Genomic DNA, 20708 nt, shown 5'->3' with positions numbered 1-20708 from the left:
CCGTGGTTTGCGTCCTCGACCGCCCCGGAACGACAGCAACAGTTACACATTCCGCCAAACGCTAGAGAACTTTGCACATGGCCCTCGTCCTCACCGAAGAACAATCGATGCTCCGCGACAGCGCGCGCGCGCTCATCAGCGACAAGGCGCCGGTGTCGCATCTGCGCCACTTGCGCGACAGCAAGGACCCCATCGGGTTCTCCAAGGAGTTTTGGCACTCCTTCGCCGAGATGGGTTTTGCCGGCCTGCTGGTGCCGGAAGAATTCGGCGGCAGCGGCCTCGGCTATGTCGAAGCCGGCGTCGTGATGGAGGAGATCGGCCGCACCCTGATGCCGTCGCCCTTCCTCGCCACCAGCGTGGTCGCGGCCTCGGCGCTCAATCGCGGCGGCAATGCCGCGCAGAAATCGGAATATCTGCCGAAGATCGCCAGCGGCTCGCTGCTCGCGACGCTCGCGATCGACGAGGGCGCCAAGCATCGCCCGCTCCAGACCAGCCTTCAGGCCGTGCGCGCCGGCAACGGCTTCAAGCTCTCGGGCGCCAAGGCTCTGGTGGTCGATGGCCATGTCGCCGACCTCCTCATCGTCGCCGCGCGCACCGCGGGTAGCGCCGGCGAGCGCGAATGGTTGACGCTGTTCCTGGTCGATCCCAAGGCCAAAGGCGTCGCGATCGAGCGCACCATCATGGTCGATGCGCACAACTCGGCGCGGATCGAATTCGCCAATGTCGAGGTCAATGCCGACAGCGTGCTCGGCGAGATCGATCAGGGCTCGGCCCTGCTCGATGGCGTGCTCGATATCGGCCGTGGCGCGGTCGCCTCCGAGATGGTCGGCCTCAGCGATGAAGTATTTCACCGCACCGTCGAGTACCTCAAGAGCCGAAAGCAGTTTGGCAAGCTGATCGGCGAATTCCAGGCGCTGCAGCACCGAGCCGCCGAACTCTATGTCGACATCGAGATCACCCGCGCCGCGGTGATGAAGGCACTGCAGGCATTGGACGCCGACGTTGCGAAAGCCACTTCAGCCGTCGCCGTGGCAAAAGCCCGCGCCGGCACCACCGCAACGCGCGCGGTGCAGGAAGGGGTGCAGATGCACGGCGGCATGGGCATGACCGACCAGTTCGACATCGGCTTCTTCATGAAGCGCGCACGGGTGTGCGAGGAACTGTTCGGCGATGCGAACTACCACACCGAGCAGCTGGCGCGCGCGCGGGGGTATTGAGACAGTCGGATGTGAGGCGCGAGCGCGTGCCTCACGTGCAGGTGGTGGATAGCGCTTGCCCTGAGCCGTCATGGCCGGGCTTGTCCCGGCCATCCACGTTCTTTGGTGCCTCGGAAACGTGGATGCCCGGGACGAGCCCGGGCATGACGATTGAGAGGCCAGCCTTCGCTCGCAATGACAGTGGCGAGTCCGCCCCTTACCTCATCGGCGGTGCGTACTGCACCCCGCCCGCATTCCAAAGCTGGTTCATGCCGCGCGGGATCTTCAGCTTGGACTTCTCGCCGATATTGCGCTCGTACATCTCGCCGTAATTGCCGACATGACGGATGATGCGCGCGGCCCAGTCCTTGGTGAGGCCGAGCTGCTCGCCGTAATTGCCCTCGGTGCCGACCAGGCGCATCACTTCCGGCTTCTTCGACTTCAGGGCCTCGTCGATGTTCTCCGAGGTGACCCCGAGTTCCTCGGCGTTGATCATCGCATACAGCGTCCACTTCACGATCATCATCCAATCGTCGTCACGCTGGCGCACGACGGGGGCGAGCGGCTCCTTCGAGATCATGTCCGGCAGGATCATGTGCTCGCCGGGCTTGGACAGGTTCAGCCTGAGCGCGTAGAGCTGCGAGACGTCGGCGCTGAACGTGTCGCACTTGCCGGTGTCGTAGGCCTTCACCACGTCGGCGAGGCTTTCGAGCTTCACCTCTTCGTACTTCATGTTGTTGGCGCGGAAGTAATCGGCAACGTTGAGTGCGGTCGTGGTGCCGGCCTGCACGCAGACCTTGCTGCCGCTCAGATCCAGCGACGTCTCCTTGTTGCGCGAGCGGGGCAGCATGAAGCCCGCGCCGTCGTAATAGGCGACGGCGGGGAAGTAGAGGTCGTAGTCGAGCTCGCGCGCCATGCTCCAGGTCGAGTTGCGCGAGAGGATGTCCACCTTCCGGCTCTGCAATTCCTTGAAGCGCTCGCTGGCGTCGAGCGGAATGAACTTCGCCTTGCCCGGGTCGTTGAAGATCGCCGCGGCGACCGCGCGGCAGAAATCGACGTCGAAGCCGGTCCAGTTGCCCTTGTCGTCGGGGATCGAGAAGCCCGGCAGGCCCTTGTTGACGCCGCACAGCACCTCGCCGCGGCGAACAGTCCGCTTCAGGGTGCGGGTGTCGTAGAATTCATAGATGATGGCGACGACGCCGACCAGCACGGCGACCGCGAGCCCGATCAGCAGGCCGCCTCGAAAAGTGCGCATGATGTCTCTCTCGAAATAATCGGGAAAAGGAAATTGGAGGAGGGGGTGGAGCATGACCGGAGCGATCATGCTCGAACCGTAGCCCTTAAAGCTCGGGCTTCTGCCGGATCACGACCTTGGTCCCGACAGGGACGCGATCGTAGAGGTCGGCGACGTCGTTGTTGACGAGACGGAAGCAGCCCGAGGACACCTTGGTGCCGATCGTGTCTGGACGGTTGGTGCCGTGGATGCGGTAGACCGTAGTGCCCAGATACATGGCGCGGGCGCCCAGCGGATTGCCGGGACCACCGGCCATGAAGCGCGGCAAATAGGGCTGGCGCTGGATCATCTCCGGCGGCGGCGTCCAGTCCGGCCACTCCTTCTTGTTGGTGATGGTCACCAGCCCTTGCCACTGAAAGCCATCGCGGCCGACGCCGATGCCATAGCGGATCGCGCGCCCGCCGGGCTGCACCAGATAGAGGTGCCGTTCGGCGGTCGAGACGATGATGGTGCCCGGTGCTTCCGTGGTGCGGAAGTAGACCACCTGCTTCTGCCATTCCGGATCAAGCTGGTAGGAATCGTCCGCGATCAGGCCCGGCTCGTCGCCGCGGTCCGGCTGCTGGGCGAAGGCGTGCGGCGTGGACAGGACCAGTCCGATCGCAGCCATGAAAATCCCGGTCAGGCGACGAAAATCCGTCATTTCAAGCTCTCCCCGCTGCCACAGTGCAAATCATTCGGAACCATCAAACCTGAGGGGCAAGTTCATGGCAAGTTGATGACGCGCTGTCCTGCCATGTCGCGAGAATGCTTTGGTTTTTTGACGGGGCCGGAGCAATGCCACAAACGGGGGATGGCGCGAAAAGCAGTGCCCGCGGTATCCGCGCCGGGTGGGGCAGCCGAAATGCATTCGCAGATGCCGTCATGCCCGGACTTCCACGTTCTTCGTGCGGCGGGTCAAGGCGTGGATGGCCGGGACGAGCCCGGCCATGACGATGCCGAGGCAGTCGGCCCAAAGCGCAATGAGATTTGGATGAATCGTCATCGCGCTTTAGCTTGTTGTTTACGCATGATCTTTCCGGAAAACCGCTTCGCACTTTTCCGGATCATGCTTTAGATCTTATTGCTCTCCGCCGCGATCCCCAGCCGCCGCACGATCTCCGTTCCCACAGCGCGGGCCTCGACCCGGGAGCCGATCCGCGGGCTGCGAAACCGCCGTCCCGAGCGCAGGCGGATCGTCACGATGCAATGTTCGTCCTCGGACCGCCCGCGGCGCTCCACGGTGATCGTCTTCACGTCATGCCCCTCGATATGGTCTGCGCGCGGCGTGCCGTCGCCCCACAGGCGTTCGACGCGGATGTCGCCCTCGCGGATGATCCAGAACGCGCCAGTGACGAGGTTGGCGTAGCGATGCACGGCGAACGCCGCAATCACGCCGAGCGGCAGCAGCAGGATATCGACATGGGTGGGCGGCCATCCGCGCCAGAGCTTGTAGGCGTAGGGCACGGCGCACAACGCGACGGCGACCAGCGACACGATCCTGATGTCGCGTGCGGAAAACGCCTCCAGCGGCTCGCCGAGATGCATCTCGGGATTGCTGGCATCGAGCGGATTGACGGGCTCCTCGACATTGGGAACCTCGAACTGCGCGGCGATCCGGGCGACGGTGTCGCGAACATGGGTGACGTCGGCGATCGGCGGAGACGTCAGGCGTTCTCCGGAGGCCAGCGTGAAGACGAGTTGAAAGCGGGCCTTCACTCTCTTGCTGCCGGGGACCTGCAACCCCGTGATGTCGTCTTTGGCCACGATGCGCGTGCGCAGCTTTCCGAACGGACTTTGCCGCCCGATCAGGATCTCGTTCGGCGTGATGATCCACACCACGGCCGGCGCCAGCATGATGCCGACGACGAATCCCGCGCCGACCAGGAGCGCGACCACCGAGATGAAGATCTCCAGAATGTCCTGGGTGAACAGGCCCGGCGTGAAGCAGAGTGCGACGGCGACCGCAAAGCCGGACATGACCAGCCGCTGCGCGATCGAAGAGCCTTCACGAAGGCGAATGTCGCTATGGCTGGGCGTGTCGTCCATTGCTGGCGGCTGATTGCGTCGCTTGCGAAACTCCACGGACGGGTCCGTGGAGTCAAGCAACAAGGGCGACAACTGAAACCCGCCGCGCGCTGGCCGTGCGGCGTCAGCTATTGACGTTCAGCAGCCGTGCCACGGTGCGGTCGATCTGCTCATAGCTGCCTTCGCCGGCGTGCTGGAACACGATCTTGCCGCCCTGGTCGATGATGTATTGTGCCGGCCAGTATTGGTTGCGATAGGCGTTCCAGGTCCTGGAATCGTTGTCCTGCGCCACCGGATAGGTGATGCCGTGGCGCTTCAGCGCGGCCTGCACGTTGGCGGCCGAGCGCTCGAAGGGGAATTCCGGCGTGTGCACGCCGACCACGACGAGGCCCTTGTCCTTGTACTTGGCATAGAGGTCGGTGACGTGCGGCAGCGTGTTGACGCAGTTGACGCAGCCATAGGTCCAGAAGTCGACCAGCACGACCTTGCCGCGGAGATCGGCGATGCTGAGCGGCTTCGAGTTGAACCAGTTGCTGATGCCGGTGAAGTCGGGCGCGGTCTGTTGGCTCGCGGCAGCGGTGACCATGGGTGTGGCACGCGCAGCCTCGTCGCAGATGCCGGGGATGACGGCGCCGGTGACGGTGATGCCGATCAATGCGGCGCCTACGACGAGCAGTTTGACAGTCATGGACGAGTCCTCCGGTGAAAATGAGGGTGATCACAAGCCGATCTGGCCGGTGGGATAGAAGCCGGTGAGCCACGCCACGATCAGCGTGTCGTACTGGAAATAGGCCGCAACTGCGAAGCCGATCACGACGATTCCAAAGCCCTGTTGCAGCTGTGGCGAGATCCGCGCGAGGCTGCGCACGCGCGTCGTCGCGGCCTGTCCGCCATAGGCGATTGCCAGCATCGGGATCGCCGCGCCGATGGCGTAGGCAACCAGCAGCGTGCCGGCCCAGGCAACATCCTTCGACGTCGCCACCAGCGTCAGGATCGAGCCGAGCACCGGCCCGGCGCAGGGTGTCCAGACCAGACCCAGCGTGGTGCCGAGCACGAGCCCGCCGAACGCGCCCTCGCGCTGCGCGCCGCTCGAACTGCCGAGAGCGAGCCAGCCATTGAGCCGGATCGACAGCCATTCGAACGGCGCGGGCCACAGCATCAACAGGCCGAAGCCGAGCAGCAGGATGGATGCGGCTTCGCGCAGCACGTTCGGATCGAAATCGAACAGGTGCGTGATCGCGCCGAGCAGCAGTGCGACTGCGGAGAAGGAAATGACGAAGCCGAGCGCGATCATCGCCGGTCGCAGATGTCCCGCGCGCCCGATCGAGGCGCCGAGCAGGATCGGCAGCACCGGCAATGTGCAGGGCGCGGCGATGGTGAGGATGCCGGCGAGGACAGCGAAGATCAGTGCGAGCATGAGGCACTCGTGGATGAGGTCACGAGGGCAGTTCGTCCGTCGCGCGTCGATCGTTACGCCGCGTCACGGCTTCGTGACGGGGGCGGAATTTGCCGAGGCCGTCATGTCGGGCCTGTCCCGGGCATCCACGTTCTTTGTCGCGCAGGAAGGCGTGGATGGCCGGGTCAAGCCCGGCCATGACGATGCGGAGGCGTCCGGGCGCCCCAAATACAAAACGACCCGGACTGGGCATCGTCCGGGTCGTTGGAGGTCTTGGGAGGTTTAACGAAACCGTATGCGAGCTTTATAGGGGGAAAGTTTTTCCGCCTGATGTTGTCGTTTGTTTCAATTGTTTCGTCGGCGGTAACGTTTCCGTGTCCCGGTAGAACCCAAGCTATGGTCCTATCCCGTTGAAATATCTGAACTTCAGGCCGCGAAGCGATCGACGCCGGCGCCCTTGAGCAAGTCGGCCAGTTGCTTGCGGGCGTAGAACATCCGCGTCTTCACCGTGCTCTGGGGGATGCCGATGATCTGGCCGACCTCCTCCACCGACTTCTCGTGGTAGTAGACGAGATTGATGATCTCCCGATGCGCGGGCGACAGCTTCTGCACGCAGGCGCGCAGGATGGCGCTGGTGTCGCTGCGATCGAGCGAGGTCTCGGGCGTATCGTGATCGTCGGGAATCTGGCGGACGTCTTCCTGGTCGATGTCCTCGAAGCGGCGCTGGCGCATCGCGGTCAGCGCCTTGAAGCGGGCGATCGAGAGCAGCCAGGTCGACACCTGCGAGCGGCCCTGGAATTGGCCGGCGGTCCGCCACACGTCCAAAAACACCTGGCTGACCAGGTCTTCCGCCGTGGTGGCGTCGCGCACGATGCGCAGGATGAAGCGGTACACCCGCACATTATGCCGGCAATAGAGCATGTGCATGGCGGTACGGTTGCCGTCGGCGATGCTTTCGAGGAGCATGTCGTCCGAAGTCGCCTGAGCGGCAATGATGCTCTGGCTGGCCTGGGCGTTGATGGCGATGACGTTCCGCATGGACTTGGCTCCCCGTACCGCCGCAACCGAGCGGCGTTTCCTTCGGTGAAAGTGTTAATGAGCCAACGTTTCGGGACGTCTGCACGAAAAGCGGAAAATGGTTTCGTGCGCCGCCAAATTGTTTCGTCGCAAATGGGTCGACGAAACATTCGGGGCAAAAAGTCGTGGAATTTCAATATACGGGAAATACGGGGCGGAGGTTTTGATGCCGGCGCAGGCGCCGGGAACGTATTTCGGAGGATTGCGTTTGGCGGCGCGGCACCCATGCCGTGCTCGCGGAGGGAAGCGCCGGGTCCAGGGCGTTTGATCGGGTCAAAGCGGCATCGTGCGGGCGGTGGGTCTGCTGCCTGAAATGCCTGATGGAGCGTGGCGCCGATGCCATTTGCTCCGTCATTGCGAGCGCAGTGAAGCAAATCCAGAGCCTTTCCGCGGACGGACTCTGGATTGCTTTGCTGCGCTCGCAATGACGGTCTGGAGCCGGCGGTGCCGCCCTACGCCTTCTCGCCCTGGGGCGAGAACAGATAGCCGCCGCCGCGGATGGTGCGAATCACGGCCGGTTTTGCCGGATCTGGCTCGATCTTGCGGCGGATGCGCATGATGCGCAGATCCACCGCGCGGTCGAAGGCTTCGGCGTCGCGCGCATTGGCGAGCTCCAGCAGGCGCTCGCGCGACAGCACGCGCTTCGGATTGGCCGCGAACACCTTGAGCAGCCCGAATTCGGACGCCGTCAGCGGATGCTCGTTGCCCTCGTCGTCGCGCAAGGCCTGCGCTTCGAGATCGAGCCATTTGGTGCCGAAGCGAACCAGCTGGTCCTTGTCCGACTTCGCCGCCGACGCGTCGGGCGCTGCTGCCTTGGCCGGCCCGCTCCGCCGCAGCACCGAACGGATGCGCGCCATCAGCTCGCGCAGCTCGCACGGCTTTGCCACGTAATCGTCGGCGCCGAGTTCGAGCCCGACGACGCGGTCGATCGGGCTCGCGGTCGCCGTCAGCATGATGACAGGCACGTTGTTGCGGCTCTTGAGGTCGCGAATGATCGAGAGCCCGTCTTCCTCGGGCATGTTGAGATCGAGCACGACGAGATCGGGCATGCTGCCCTGGATCGCAGCACGCAAGCTCTTGCCGCCGTCGCACAGCGTCACGGTGAAGCCGTGCATCTTGAGGTAATCGCCGACCATCTCCCGGGCCGGGGCCTCGTCGTCGACGATCATGATGTGCTGGCTTTGGGTCATGTCACTAAAATCTTCGCTCAAATCATGGCATTTCTGTCGCGGGCAGCGTGATGGTGAATGTCGAGCCCTGGCCGGGTCCGTCGCTGTCTGCGGTCACCTCGCCGCCATGCATGTCGATGATACGCTTTACAATCGACAACCCAAGCCCTGTCGAGCTCTCGCCGCCGGTCGGTTTTGCGGAGAGCCGCTGGAACCGGCCGAACAGGCGGCCAAGATCTTCCGGCGACAGCCCGGCACCCTCGTCGCTGACGCGGACGATGGTGTCGCTGCCCTCGTGAGTGACGGCCACGTCGATCTTGCCGCCGATCGGCGAGTATTTGATGGCGTTGCTGATGAGATTGTCGATCGCCTCGCGGATGCGGTCGGTGTCGCACATGGTGACGATGTTGGGCGGCGCGGTGACGCTGATCGCCTGCTGCTTGTTGAACGCCAGCGGCTGGTTGGCCTCGGCGACCTCCTTGACCAGCGCCGCGACGTCGACCGGCTCGCGGCGGATGGTGATGTCGAAGGCATCGGCCATCGCATCCGAGATCAGGTGATCGACCATCGTGGTCAGCCGCTTGGTGGCGTCGCGGATGTGGTCGACCTGGGCGACCACGCCGCCCATCGATGCGCCGGTCGAGATCAGCTCCTTCAGCATCTCGGTGCGGCCGAGGATGACGCCGAGCGGGTTCTTCAGGTCGTGCGCGACGGTGCCCAGAATCTCGTTCTTGAAGCCGTTGGCGCGTTGCAGCCGCAGCCATTGCGCGGAGAGGCGGCGGTTGGCCTGCATAAGCGCGCGGGTGCGCTGGGCGACGCGGTCTTCGAGCTGGGTGTTGGCGTCCTGGAGCTGCTGGTAGAGGATCACGTTGTCGAAGGCAATCGAGAGCCGGCTGGAGAAGATCTCGACCAGCGAGCGGTCTGTCTCGGACAATTCGCGCTCGGCCTGCAGCAGCACCACGACCTCGCGGCCGGATCCGGTGCGCAGATAGATCACGCTGCGGTGGTCGGCGAATTCGTTCTTGCGGCGCTGGAACGCGGCCTCCACCATCTCGCGCAGTTCGGGGTCGAGCGCTTTCGAGGATGTGGTGCCGATGAAGCGGCTGTAGCAGCCGCTGCCGGCGAGCACCGAGAGCTCCGGATCGGCGCCGCCATTGTCGCGCAGGACCAGGATGCCGGCGCAGTCGACGTTGAGCAGCGAAGCGAGCTGGGTCAGCACGCCCTCGGCGAGCCGCTGCATCGACTTGAAGTCGTACAGCGTCGAGGCGGCGTCGATGATGATCTCCAGGCCGCGCCGCGTCTGCACCATGCGCTCGAGCTGCTGATAGGAGCGTAGCGCCGCGGTCAGTGAGGTGAACAGCTTGTCGGCGGTGAGCTCGGTCTTGGCCTTGTAGTCGTTGATGTCGTACTGCACGATGACGCGCCGCTCCGGCGCCTGGCCGGGCTGGCCGGTGCGCAGGATGATGCGCACGGTTTCGTTCCTGATCTCGTTGCGGATGAACTCGACCAACTCGAGGCCGGCGACGTCGGTCTCCATGATGACGTCGAGCAGCACGGCGGCGATGTCGCTGTGCTCGGCCATCAGCTTGCGGCCTTCCGCCGCGGAATAGGCCGACAGGATCTCCAGGCTCTGGCCGTTGAGGCTGTAATCCGAGAGAGCAAAACGCGTGCCGTCATGCACGGCCGGATCGTCGTCGATGACGGCGATCTTCCATTTTCGGGCGTTGCTGTCCTCCGACGCGGTACCGGTGTCGTCGATCAGGTGGAGGACATCGTCCTGTTCGGCCATTGAGAAGTCCCGTCACTTTCTGTGCTTTGCGCGCCGCCCTTGGCGATGCGGGGCATGATAATGCGAAAAGTCGTGCCTTGTCCCAGCTTGGATTCCAGCATCATGCGGCCGCCGAGCTGCTGGGTCACGAGGTTATAGACGATGTGCAGGCCAAGTCCCGTGCCGCCTTCATTGCGCCGGGTGGTAAAGAAAGGGTCAAAGGCCTGGCGCTGCACGTCGGGGGTCATGCCGGCCCCGTTGTCGGCGAAGCTGATCTCGATGTCCTCGGTCCCGCGCGGCCGCGCCGAGATTGCGATCGTACCGGCGCGCCCATCGGCGAAGGCGTGGTTGGCGGCATTGAGGAACAGGTTGGTCAGGATCTGGCCGTAGGAGCCGGGATAGCCGTCGAGCAGCAGCCCCTCGGGCACGTCGACCTCCAGCGTGATCGGTGAGCGCTTCAGCACCGGGCGCAGGCTGGCGATGATCTGATCGGTGGCTTCGCTCAAGCTGAATTGCCGGCGCTCGGCATGGGAACGGTCGACGGCAACCTGCTTGAACGACTGGATCAGCTCGCCGGCACGCTGCAGGTTGGCGACGAGCTGCTGCGAGGCGTCGCGCGAGGACTGCACGAACTCTTCCAGCTGAGAGCGGCGCAGGCCGCCCTCGCCCTTGAGCTGGGCTTCGAAAATCTCGGTGCGGCGGGCAAAGCTCGACGCCACGGTCAGGCTGATGCCGATCGGGTTGTTGACCTCGTGGGCAACGCCGGCGACGAGTCCGCCGAGCGCGGCGAGCCGCTCTGCATCGATCAAATTCTGCTGTGCGGTATTGAGCTCGAGCAGCGCACTCTCGGCCTTCTCCTTCGAGGCGCGCAGCTCGTCCTCGGTCTGGCGCTTGGCGATCGCGTTCTCGCGGAACACCTCCACCGCGCGTGCCATGGCACCGACCTCGTCGCGTGCATTGGTGCCCTGCACCTCGCGGCCGAGGTCGCCGAGCGTGATCGCGCGCATTGCCGTCATGATCTGCTGCAGCGGCAGGCGGATCGACAAGGCAATCAGAACGCCGGCGGTGAGGATGATGCCGAGGAAGATGATCGCGATCGACAGCACCCGGCGGGAAATGTCGGCCAGCGTGCGGTCGAAGGTCTCCTGCGCCTTCTGCTCGCGCCGGCGCATCTTGGTCGAGAGGTCGTCGATGGCGCCGATCGCCTCGGCCTGGCTGGCGTCGATGGTGTTTCGCAGGAGCTCGGTGCGGCTCGCAAGCTGCTCGGAGAGCTTTGCGAAGCCCTCGCGCAGGGACGCGGTGCGCGCCGCGAGCTTTTGCAGCGCCATGCGCTGGAGGTCGTTGTCGGCGAGATCGATCATGACGGGGATGGTCTTCTCGATCGTCTCGGTGTTGCGGCGCGCGTCGTCGGCGGCGCCCGATGACTGCGACAGATAATAGGAATTGGCCGCCACCAGCATCGCGGTGAAGGCCTCGCGGGACTTGCCGAGCGAGGGCCAGATCAGCGCGTCGCGATGGCCGGTGGCGCCTTCGATGATGGAGTAGAGGCCCGCCATGTCCCTGGCCGGGCCCTGCACCTGCTCCTCATAGGTTTTCGCGATGGTCGCCTGCACGCTGCGCAGCTCGCCGAAGCCGTTGAGGAAGCGGTCGGTGGTGCGCTCGAGCTCCTCGACCGAGCCCGACAGCATCGGGTCCTTGGCGGCGCGGCCCGTCAGCGTGCCCAGCACTGCCTCGCGCAACAGCAGGATCTCGGCGAACAGGTCCGGGCTCGGTTGGTTGATGTAGCGGTGGATCAGGTTCTGCAGCCGCCCGGTCTCGCTTTCGAGCAGCGCCAGGATGCGATCGGATTCGCGCACCTGGCGCACGTCGTCCCAGGCCGAGCCGAGCACCTGCGCGCCGTTCCAGATCATCGCGACCAGCACCACCACGACGGCGGAGTTCAGCGCCGCGATCGACAGGATGCGCCAGCGGATCGGCACCGCCCGCAGCACGCCGACGAGGCGCGCGCGCAGCTGCCCGATCGGGCCGGGCGGCCTGTCCGCGTGTTCCTGATGTCCAAGCGCAGCCAACAGGCCTCACTCCACCTTGCGAATGCGTTCGATCAGCGCGGCCGCCGCCGGATCGCGCGCGGCCTTGGCATAGATCGGAGCCATCGCCTCCTCGAACGGCTTGCGGTCGATATCCCTGATGATGGTCACCCCGGCGCCCTGTGCCTTGCGCTGCGACTGCTCCTCGAGGTCGCGCCACTTCTCGCGCATGAACCGGCTGGAGCGCTGCGCGGCCTCCTTGAAGATGGTCTGCTCCTCCGTCGAAAGGCTCTTCCAGGCCTTCAGCGAGATCACCAGCACCTCGGGGCTCATCGTGTGCTCGGTGAGCGTGTAGTAGCCGGCATGCCTGTAATGATCCGTCGTCACGAAGGATGGCCAGTTGTTCTCGGCGCCGTCGATCAGATGGTTGGCAAGCCCGGTGAGCACCTGCCCGTAGGGCATCTCGACCGGTTCGGCGCCAAGCGAGCGGATCATCTGGCTCATCAACTCCGACTGCTGCACCCGGATCCGCAGGCCCCGGAGGTCGGTGATGCCCCGGACCGGGCGGACGCCGTTGTAGATCGACCGCGCGCCCGAATCGTAGAATGCGAGCCCGACGAAGCCGTAGGGCTCGAAGCTGCCGAGGATCTCGTTGCCAATAGGCCCGTCCAGCACCTCCCGCATGTGCTCGATGGACCGGAACAGGAACGGCATGGCGAGCACGTTCATCGCCGGGACGAAATTGCCGATCAGCGCCACGTTGGTCCGGTTGAGGTCGATCGCGCCGGCCCGGGTCTGCTCGATGGTCTCCTTTTCCTCGCCGAGCTGACGGGAGTGGAACACCTTGATCTCGTGCCGGCCCTTGGTGCGCTCGGCGATCAGCGCGCCCATGTAGCGCAGCGCCTGGACGGTCGGGTAGTCCTCGGCCTGGGTATCGGCGGCGCGAAATTCGCGCGCAACGGCGTCCGTCGCCCAGGCGACGAGCAGAAGCGCGACGAAGATCACCCCGGTCCGCGAGAGTTCGGCACGGCTCAGCACTGGCACACTCAACCCCTCAGAGATGGAGTCTATGGCGGAAGGAAAAGGTTCAATGCAATCTAGCAGATGGTCAAGGGAAGGCCATCCCGCCGGGGGGCCACGGTTCGATTGTGCGGCGCGGTCGGCGCTCATTCCCGGTTGAAACCGCAGAGGCCGCGCCTTAAGCAGGGCAGCCGCCTTTCGTCGTGCGACACGGGAAAAGCCATCGTGACGTCAGCATCGCGCCTTTTGCAGGTCCTCGCCGCCGTCGCGGCTCTCTCGCTGGCCGCCCCGGCGCGCGCCGCCACCGACATCGCGTTGTGGCACGCCATGTCCGGCGAGCTCGGCCGGCAACTGGACAAGCTCGCCGCCGACTTCAACGCCTCGCAGTCCGATTACCGCATCGTGCCTGCTTACAAGGGCAACTACACCGAGACGGTGACGGCCGCGATCTTCGCCTTCCGCTCGCGCAGCCAGCCTGCGATCGTCCAGGTCAACGAGGTCGCCACCGCGACCATGACTGCGGCCAAGGGCGCGGTCTATCCCGTGTTTCGCCTGATGCGGGACCAGGGCGAGCCGTTCTCGCTGGGTGATTACCTGCCCGCGGTCTCCGGCTATTACACCGATGCGGGCGGCAATCTGTTGTCCTTCCCGTTCAATTCCTCGACGCCGATCCTCTATTACAACAAGACCATGTTCCGCGACGCCGGCCTCGATCCGGAGGCGCCGCCGAAGACCTGGCCGGAATTGGGCGCGGCCGCGAAGCGCCTGCGCGATCGCGGTGCGCCTTGCGGCTTCACCACGTCCTGGCCATCGTGGATTCACGTCGAGAATTTCTCCGCCTTCCACAATCTGCCCGTGGCGACGCGGGCGAACGGCTTTGCCGGGCTGGACGCGGAATTGACCATCAACAATCCGTCTCTCGTGCATCACATCGCGGCGCTCGCCGAGTGGCAGAAGACGAAGCTGTTCGACTATAGCGGGCGCGGACAAGCGGCCGAGCCGCGTTTCCAGAACGGCGAATGCGGCATCTTCATCGGCTCCTCGGCGACGCGCGCCGACATCAAGGCGAACTCGAAATTCGAGATCGGCTACGGCATGATGCCGTATTGGCCTGATGTGAAGGGCGCGCCGCAGAACTCGATCATCGGTGGTGCCACGCTGTGGGTGCTGCGCGATCGTCCGCGCGAGGAATACAAGGGCGTGGCGCGATTCTTCGCTTATCTGTCGCAACCCGGCGTGCAGGCCGCCTGGCACCAGAACACCGGCTATCTCCCTGTGACCCGCGCTGCCTTCGAGCTGACTCGCGCTCAAGGATTCTACGAGCGCAATCCGGGCTCGGCGATCTCGTTCGAGCAGATCACGCTCAATCCGCCGACGGAGAACTCCAAGGGCACCCGGCTCGGCTCCTTCGTCCTGATCCGCGGCGCGATCGAGGACGAACTCGAGCAGGCCTTCGCCGGCCACAAGAGCGCCCAAGCCGCGCTGGATTCCGCCGTCGAGCGCGGCAATAAGCTCTTGCGCCAGTTCGAGCGCGCGAGTCCGGAACGGTAGCTATGACCTGAGAAGCGAAGCTTGGCGTTGGCGCAGGATCTTTCCATCGCGTCACGGCCGGGCTTGTCCCCGCCATCTCAAACGCATCAAGCTCGCAATGTCGATGACTCTCCCTCACTTCGCCGACGCGGAAAGCTTTCGCGCCTTTCGTTCCGCTTCTTCACGATGGCTGCCAATCGCGCTCGACATCGCGCGCAGCCACGAGCTCGATGCCGGCTCGCCGCATGCGTTCGCGACCGGCACCAATCTCGTGGTCGGGCTCGCTGACAAGCTGATCCTGAAAATCTTTCCGCCGCTGCTCCGTGCGCAATTCCTCTCCGAGCGCGTCTCGCTGACGCAGCTCGCCGGCCGGCTGTCCCTGCCGATCCCTGAGATCGTCGCCGAAGGGACGCGCGACGGCTGGCCGTACCTCATCATCACGCGCCTTGCCGGCACGCTCGGCTCGGAGGTGTGGCCTTCACTGCCGGAAGATCAGAAGGAACGCCTGCTGCGCCAGATCGGCGAGACCATCGCCGCCGTGCAGCGTGCCCCGTTTGGGGAGCTCGCGCATATCGAGCCGCGCTGGGACGCGTTCATGCGCACCCAGATGCAGGGCTGCCGCGCGCGGCACACCCGTCTCGGCCTCGCACCAAAATTCCTCGCCGGCCTCGACGACCTCCTGCGCGATGCCACAAAGCTCATTCCGATGGATGCACCGCCGGTGATCCTGATCGGCGAATACATCCCGGAGAATTTCCTGCTCGCCTGCAATGACGGTCAATGGTCGCTCAAAGGCCTGTTCGATTTCGGCGACGTGCTCGCAGGATGGCGCGACTACGACTTGCTCGGCCCCAGCGCCTTCATGGCGGCGGGCCGTCCGGGCCGGGTGAAGAGCCTGCTCGAAGGCTTCGGCTACGCGAAGCTGGATTTCGAGTTGAAGCGCCGCCTGATGGCCCTGATGCTGCTGCACCGCGCCAGCGACCTGAACGCGCACATCTGTATCGCGGGCTGGCAGGACAAAGCCAACGACCTGGCCGAGCTTCAGGACCTGATCTGGCCGGGGTGAGCGCTCCGTCATTGTGAGCGCAGCGAAGCAAATCCAGATCGTCTCCTCGGAAAGATTCTGGATTGCATCGTCGCAAGGGCTCCTCGCAATGGCGAGTTTGGTGCGCGAGCCCGGATCCAGTCGAGGCTGCGGCCCGCGGCATGAAATGTGTGCGGAGGTGGCGACAAATCGGGCCCTTGACTTCGTCTGCTTATTTTATGGTCAAAATCATTTCTTTGTATGCAAAGAGTGGGGCTCCTCAAAACTGCCCAGTGGGCCGAATTCGGACAATCCCATTACAGATCAATCGTTTAGGTGCGATGTAAGCTTCCGTTAAGCTCTGGCACGAACCTTGCGAATCCGGTTCCAACCAAAAACGTTGTGTTGGAGCGATTTCATGAAGCGCCGCGATTTCCTCAAGTCCGTTTCCGGATTGGCCGCTGGCGCGGCGCTTCCGGCCGTGCCGTCAGTGATCTCCTCCGCCTATGCCGATGCCCGCTCGGAGACGCTGCTGATCGTCTCGGAAGGCGGCCCCAACAATCTGGACATCCACGGCGTCGGCACCAACGTGCCCGGCTATGAGGTGTCCTGGAATTGCTACGACCGCCTGATCAGCCACGAGATGAAGAGCGGCCCAGGCGGCGTGCCCTATTACGACCGCGACAAGTTCAAGGGCGAACTGGCCGAAGACTTCAGGATCGACGACATGTCGGTCACCTTCAAGCTGCGCAAGAACGCCAAATTCCACGACGGCACGCCCGTCACCGCCAAGGACGTGAAGTGGTCGCTCGACCGCGCCGTCAGCGTCGGCGGCTTCCCGACCTTCCAGATGAGCGCGGGCTCTCTCACGAAGCCGGAGCAGTTCGTCGTCATCGACGACCATACCGTACGCGTCGACTTCCTGAAGAAGGACAAGCTCACCATTCCCGATCTCGCCGTCATCGTGCCCTGCATCGTCAACTCCGAGCTGGTGAAGAAGAATGCCAGCGAGAAGGATCCCTGGGGTCTGGAATTCACCAAGCAGCAGACCGCGGGCTCCGGCGCCTACAAGGTCACGAAATGGACCGCCGGCACCGAAGTGATCATGGAGCGCAACGACGATTGGGTGTGCGGTCCGCTGCCGAAGATCAAGCGCGTGATCTGGCGCATGGTGCCGCAGGCCGGCAACCGCCGTGCGCTCTTGGAGCGCGGCGACGCCGACATTTCCTACGAACTGCCGAACAAGGATTTTCAGGAGATGAAGGCGAACGGCAAGCTCAACGTCGTCTCGCTGCCGTTCTCCAACGGCATCCAGTATATCGGCATGAACGTCACCAAGCCGCCGTTCGATAATCCAAAAGTCCGCCAGGCGGTCGCCTACGCGCTGCCCTATCAGAAGATCATGGACGCGGTGATGTTTGGCCTCGCCAACCCGATGTTCGGTGCGCCCAAGGACAAGCCCACCGAGGTCGCCTGGCCGCAGCCGCACAAGTACAACACCGACATGGACAAGGCGAAGGCGCTGCTGGCCGAGGCCGGCTACGCCAACGGCTTCGAGACCACGATCTCGTTCGACCTGAATTTTGCGGGCGTCAACGAGCCGCTCTGCGTGCTGGTGCAGGAGAGCCTTGCGCAGATCGGCATCAAGGCCACCATCAACAAGGTGCCCGGTGCCAACTGGCGCACCGAGCTCAACAAGAAGGAGATGCCGCTCTTCACCAACGTGTTCTCGGGCTGGCTCGATTATCCCGAGTACTTCTTCTACTGGTGCTATCACGGCAACAATTCCGTCTTCAACACCATGAGCTACAAGTCGGCGGAGATGGACAAGTTCATCGACGGCGCACGCACCGCCGCCGCCACCGGCGACAAGGCGGCCTATGATGCCGACGTGAAGGGCTTCATCGATCTCGCCTACACCGACGTTCCGCGCATCCCGCTGTACCAACCCTTCGTCAACGTCGCCATGCAGAAGAACGTCAGCGGTTACCAGTATTGGTTCCACCGGAGACTGGATTATCGCGCGCTGGCGAAGGGGTGAGAGGACATGCTCGCGCGCAACATGGCCGCGACGCTAGCCGTATTTCGGAGTGCAGCAGAGCGCGCCGCACGATCTCATTTCCTCGCTGGGAGGTCGTCATGCTGACCATGATCGGCAAGCGCCTGATGTTCGCGATTCCCTCCTTGATCGGCGTCGTCATCGTCACCTTCCTGCTGACGCGCGCGCTGCCCGGTGATCCCGCCGCCTATTTCGCCGGTCCCGCCGCGACCAAGGAAGCGGTCGAGCAGATCCGCAAGAAGCTAGGCCTCGACAAGCCGCTGATCGAGCAGTTCTTCCGCTATACCAACGACCTCGCCCATGGCGATTTCGGCAACTCGCTGACCACGGGCCAGCCGGTCGCCACCGAGATCCGCAACCGCCTGCCGGCCTCCGCCGAGCTGACGCTGCTCGGCCTCATCGTCTCCATTGCGATCGCCATCCCGCTCGGCGTGCTGGCGGCGACACGACCGGGATCATGGATTGACCATCTCTGTCGTGTCACGACGACGGCCGGCGTGTCGCTGCCGGTGTTCTTCACCGGCCTCGTGCTGGTCTATGTCTTCTATTTCCGGCTCGGCTGGTCGCCGGCGCCGCTCGGCCGCCTCGACGTGTTCTACAGCGCGCCGCCGACGGTGACGGGCTTCTATCTGATCGACACTTTGCTGGCCCGCGATGTCGAGGCGTTCCGCTCGGCGCTGAGCCAGCTCATCCTGCCGGCGACGACGCTCGCGATCTTCTCGCTGGCGCCGATCGCGCGCATGACCCGCGCCTCGATGCTGGCGGTGCTCGCATCCGAATTCGTCCGCACCGCGCGCGCCAGCGGCCTGTCGCCGGCAACCGTCATCGTCACCTACGCCTTCCGCAACGCCATGCTCCCGGTGATCACCACGCTCAGCATGGTGTTCTCGTTCCTGCTCGGCGCCAACGTGCTGGTAGAGAAGGTGTTCGCCTGGCCCGGCATCGGCTCCTACGCCGTGGAAGCGCTGATCTCGTCGGACTTCGCGCCGGTACAGGGTTTCGTGCTGACCATGGCGGTCATGTACGTGCTGCTCAATCTCGTCATCGACATCCTGTACGGCGTGATCGATCCGCGCGTGCGGCTGGAGGGCTAAACCATGAGCTCCGTTGCGCCTGCTGTTGAACCCGTTGGTCCCGCACGAACCTCGGGGTTTGCCGCCGTCCTCGAACAAACCCGCTACGTCCTGGGCGAGAACAAGGTCACCGGCTTCGCCTTCGCGCTACTGATCCTGATCCTCACCGCCGCGATCTTCGGCCCCTATGTCGTGCCGTACGATCCGCTCGCGTCCGATACTGCTGCGGCGCTGAAGCCGCCATCGGCCGCGCACTGGTTCGGCACCGACCAATTGGGCCGCGATATTTTCAGCCGAGTCATCGTGGCGACACGGCTCGACACGTTCATCGCGATCGCCTCCGTCGCGCTGGTGTTCCTGATGGGCGGCCTTGCCGGCATCGCGGCCGGCTATTTCGGCGGCTGGACCGATCGCATCGTCGGCCGCATCGCCGACACCATCATGGCCTTCCCGCTGTTCGTGCTCGCCATGGGCATCGTCGCCGCGCTCGGCAACACCGTGCAGAACATCATCCTGGCGACCGCGATCGTCAACTTCCCGCTCTATGCCCGCGTCGCGCGCGCCGAAGCCAATGTCCGCCGCAACGCCGGCTTCGTGCAGGCCGCGCGTCTCTCCGGCAACGGCGAGCTCCGCATCCTGCTGGTGCATATTCTGCCGAACATCATGCCGATCATGATCGTGCAGATGTCGCTGACCATGGGCTACGCCATCCTCAATGCCGCTGGCCTCTCCTTCATCGGCCTCGGCGTCCGCCCGCCGACCGCCGAATGGGGCATCATGGTCGCCGAAGGCGCCGGCTTCATGGTCTCAGGCGAATGGTGGATCGCGCTCTTCCCCGGCCTTGCCCTGATGATCGCCGTGTTCTGCTTCAACCTTCTCGGCGACGGCCTGCGCGACATCGTCGACCCCCAGCGGAGGACGTGATGGTTGCTCCACGTCCAAAATCCTCATTAAAATTCCCTAACGATTTCAACGGGGTGTCTACTGTGCATGGGGTTGTTTTCGACCTTTTGAGTGTCGCGAGCCGCCCATGACCGCCCAGCCCCTGCTCGACGTCCAGGACCTCACGGTCGAATTCACCACCCGCCGCGGCATCGTCAAGGCGGTGCAGCACGTCAACATCTCCGTCGCCAAGGGCGAGACGCTGGCCATCGTCGGCGAGTCCGGCTCCGGCAAGTCGGTGACCTCCTACGCTGTGATGCGCATCCTCGATCGCGCCGGCAAGATCGCCGAGGGCTCGGTGATGTTCTCCGGCATCGACGTCAAGGCCGCGACCGAGAACCAGATGCGCGATCTGCGCGGCCGCGAAGTCTCGATGATCTTCCAGAACCCCCGCGCGGCACTGAACCCGATCCGCAAAGTCGGCGACCAGATCGAGGACGTCTTGCGCACTCATGTGCAGCAGGCCCAGGTTGCCGATCACGGCGAGAAGGCCATCGAGGCGCTGGAGCAAGTCAAGATCGCCCGCCCGCGCGAGCGCTATCATGCCTATCCGTTCGAACTGTCGGGAGGCATGTGCCAGCGCGTCGTCATCGCCCTCGCGCTCGCCTGCAACCCGCAGCTGCTGATCGCGGACGAGCCGACGACGGGTCTCGATGTCACCACCCAGAAGGCGGTGATGGACCTGATCGTCGAGCTGACCAAACGCCGCGCGATGTCGACCATCCTGATCACCCACGATCTCGGCCTCGCCGCCGCCTATTGCGACCGCGTCGTGGTGATGGAGAAGGGCCGCGTCGTCGAGACCGCCAAGGCCGCCGACATCTTTGCGAACCCGCAGCACCCCTATACAAAAAGGTTGATGCGCGCGACGCCGCGGCTCGGGGTGTCCTTGCGGGATCTGCTGCCGGAAGAGGAGGGCACGGCCGTCGTGGCCGGGCTTGACCCGGCCATCCATCACACGTCGCAAGATTCATCTCAGTCGATGGACCCCCGGGTCAGCCCCATAGGCGTTAAGTTTGTTCTTGAGTGTTGGAATCACACGTGATTCCAAGGCGGGATGGCAGACGAATCGCTTCTGAACGAGGACTGGACGAGAGTGGTTACGCAGCTCGGCGGGGCTGCGCAGCTT

The 20708-nt window shown here is 64.3% G+C and carries 16 protein-coding genes and 1 pseudogene; 7 read left to right on the top strand and 10 right to left on the bottom strand.

Annotated elements, in window-relative coordinates:
* Window positions 1-77 precede the first annotated feature (77 nt).
* Complete coding sequence (locus EAV90_RS00085; protein WP_129142252.1) at window positions 78-1217, top strand: acyl-CoA dehydrogenase family protein; 1140 nt, start codon at window positions 78-80, stop codon at window positions 1215-1217.
* Window positions 1218-1413: 196 nt separating this feature from the next.
* Here the strand turns inward: EAV90_RS00085 and EAV90_RS00080 are convergent, their stop codons facing one another.
* The 10 genes from EAV90_RS00080 to EAV90_RS00035 form a co-directional block, all read right to left on the bottom strand.
* On the bottom strand, window positions 1414-2451 hold the full coding sequence (locus EAV90_RS00080; protein ID WP_122406992.1) for an amino acid ABC transporter substrate-binding protein: 1038 nt from the start codon (window positions 2449-2451) through the stop codon (window positions 1414-1416).
* A gap of 85 nt (window positions 2452-2536) precedes the next feature.
* Window positions 2537-3130: a L,D-transpeptidase gene (locus tag EAV90_RS00075; RefSeq protein ID WP_129142251.1), complete on the bottom strand. Its 594-nt coding sequence runs from the start codon at window positions 3128-3130 to the stop codon at window positions 2537-2539.
* Window positions 3131-3540: 410 nt separating this feature from the next.
* Window positions 3541-4515 (bottom strand): hypothetical protein, encoded by a 975-nt coding sequence (locus tag EAV90_RS00070; RefSeq protein WP_164936707.1) that lies wholly within the window; start codon window positions 4513-4515, stop codon window positions 3541-3543.
* A 103-nt stretch (window positions 4516-4618) separates the two neighbouring features.
* A complete protein-coding gene (locus EAV90_RS00065; RefSeq protein ID WP_129142249.1) occupies window positions 4619-5182 on the bottom strand; it encodes a thioredoxin family protein in 564 nt (187 codons plus the stop codon).
* A gap of 30 nt (window positions 5183-5212) precedes the next feature.
* Window positions 5213-5911 carry a cytochrome c biogenesis CcdA family protein gene (locus EAV90_RS00060; RefSeq protein WP_129142248.1) on the bottom strand — a complete coding sequence of 233 codons (699 nt, stop codon included), beginning with the start codon at window positions 5909-5911 and terminating at the stop codon, window positions 5213-5215.
* Window positions 5912-6316: 405 nt separating this feature from the next.
* Window positions 6317-6928 carry a sigma-70 family RNA polymerase sigma factor gene (locus tag EAV90_RS00055; protein WP_122406135.1) on the bottom strand — a complete coding sequence of 204 codons (612 nt, stop codon included), beginning with the start codon at window positions 6926-6928 and terminating at the stop codon, window positions 6317-6319.
* A gap of 491 nt (window positions 6929-7419) precedes the next feature.
* Window positions 7420-8157 (bottom strand): response regulator, encoded by a 738-nt coding sequence (locus tag EAV90_RS00050; RefSeq protein WP_122406134.1) that lies wholly within the window; start codon window positions 8155-8157, stop codon window positions 7420-7422.
* Window positions 8158-8179: 22 nt separating this feature from the next.
* Complete coding sequence (locus tag EAV90_RS00045) at window positions 8180-9925, bottom strand: ATP-binding response regulator (RefSeq protein ID WP_122406133.1); 1746 nt, start codon at window positions 9923-9925, stop codon at window positions 8180-8182.
* Window positions 9895-11973 carry a sensor histidine kinase gene (locus EAV90_RS00040; RefSeq protein WP_245162707.1) on the bottom strand — a complete coding sequence of 693 codons (2079 nt, stop codon included), beginning with the start codon at window positions 11971-11973 and terminating at the stop codon, window positions 9895-9897. Before EAV90_RS00040 ends, EAV90_RS00045 begins: the two co-directional genes overlap by 31 nt.
* Before the next feature lie 6 nt (window positions 11974-11979).
* Window positions 11980-12975 (bottom strand): TRAP transporter substrate-binding protein, encoded by a 996-nt coding sequence (locus EAV90_RS00035; RefSeq protein ID WP_122406132.1) that lies wholly within the window; start codon window positions 12973-12975, stop codon window positions 11980-11982.
* A gap of 201 nt (window positions 12976-13176) precedes the next feature.
* On the opposite strand from EAV90_RS00035, the gene ugpB reads away from it, so the two are divergent.
* The 6 genes and pseudogenes from ugpB to EAV90_RS00005 form a co-directional block, all read left to right on the top strand.
* Window positions 13177-14502: a sn-glycerol-3-phosphate ABC transporter substrate-binding protein UgpB gene (ugpB, locus tag EAV90_RS00030; protein WP_164936706.1), complete on the top strand. Its 1326-nt coding sequence runs from the start codon at window positions 13177-13179 to the stop codon at window positions 14500-14502.
* 97 nt (window positions 14503-14599) lie between these two features.
* Window positions 14600-15547, top strand: coding sequence for an aminoglycoside phosphotransferase family protein (locus tag EAV90_RS00025; RefSeq protein ID WP_129142246.1), 948 nt, complete (start codon window positions 14600-14602; stop codon window positions 15545-15547).
* Between the two features lie 376 nt (window positions 15548-15923).
* Entirely contained in the window at window positions 15924-17546 is a 1623-nt protein-coding gene (locus tag EAV90_RS00020; RefSeq protein ID WP_129142245.1) for an ABC transporter substrate-binding protein, read from the top strand.
* Window positions 17547-17644: 98 nt separating this feature from the next.
* Window positions 17645-18658: an ABC transporter permease gene (locus EAV90_RS00015; RefSeq protein ID WP_122406129.1), complete on the top strand. Its 1014-nt coding sequence runs from the start codon at window positions 17645-17647 to the stop codon at window positions 18656-18658.
* Between the two features lie 3 nt (window positions 18659-18661).
* The gene (locus EAV90_RS00010; protein WP_122406128.1) at window positions 18662-19561 is read left to right on the top strand and encodes an ABC transporter permease; all 900 of its coding nucleotides are present in this window, start codon (window positions 18662-18664) and stop codon (window positions 19559-19561) included.
* Between the two features lie 106 nt (window positions 19562-19667).
* A pseudogene (locus EAV90_RS00005) lies at window positions 19668-20570 on the top strand (ABC transporter ATP-binding protein); the annotation flags it as partial.
* Between the last annotated feature and the right edge of the window lie 138 nt (window positions 20571-20708).

Origin of the sequence: Bradyrhizobium vignae, assembly GCF_004114425.1 — a bacterium.
In the GTDB taxonomy this organism is placed as follows: domain Bacteria; phylum Pseudomonadota; class Alphaproteobacteria; order Rhizobiales; family Xanthobacteraceae; genus Bradyrhizobium; species Bradyrhizobium vignae.
Note: the sequence above shows the minus strand (reverse complement) of the source record. Positions and strands in the feature narration are given on the sequence as shown.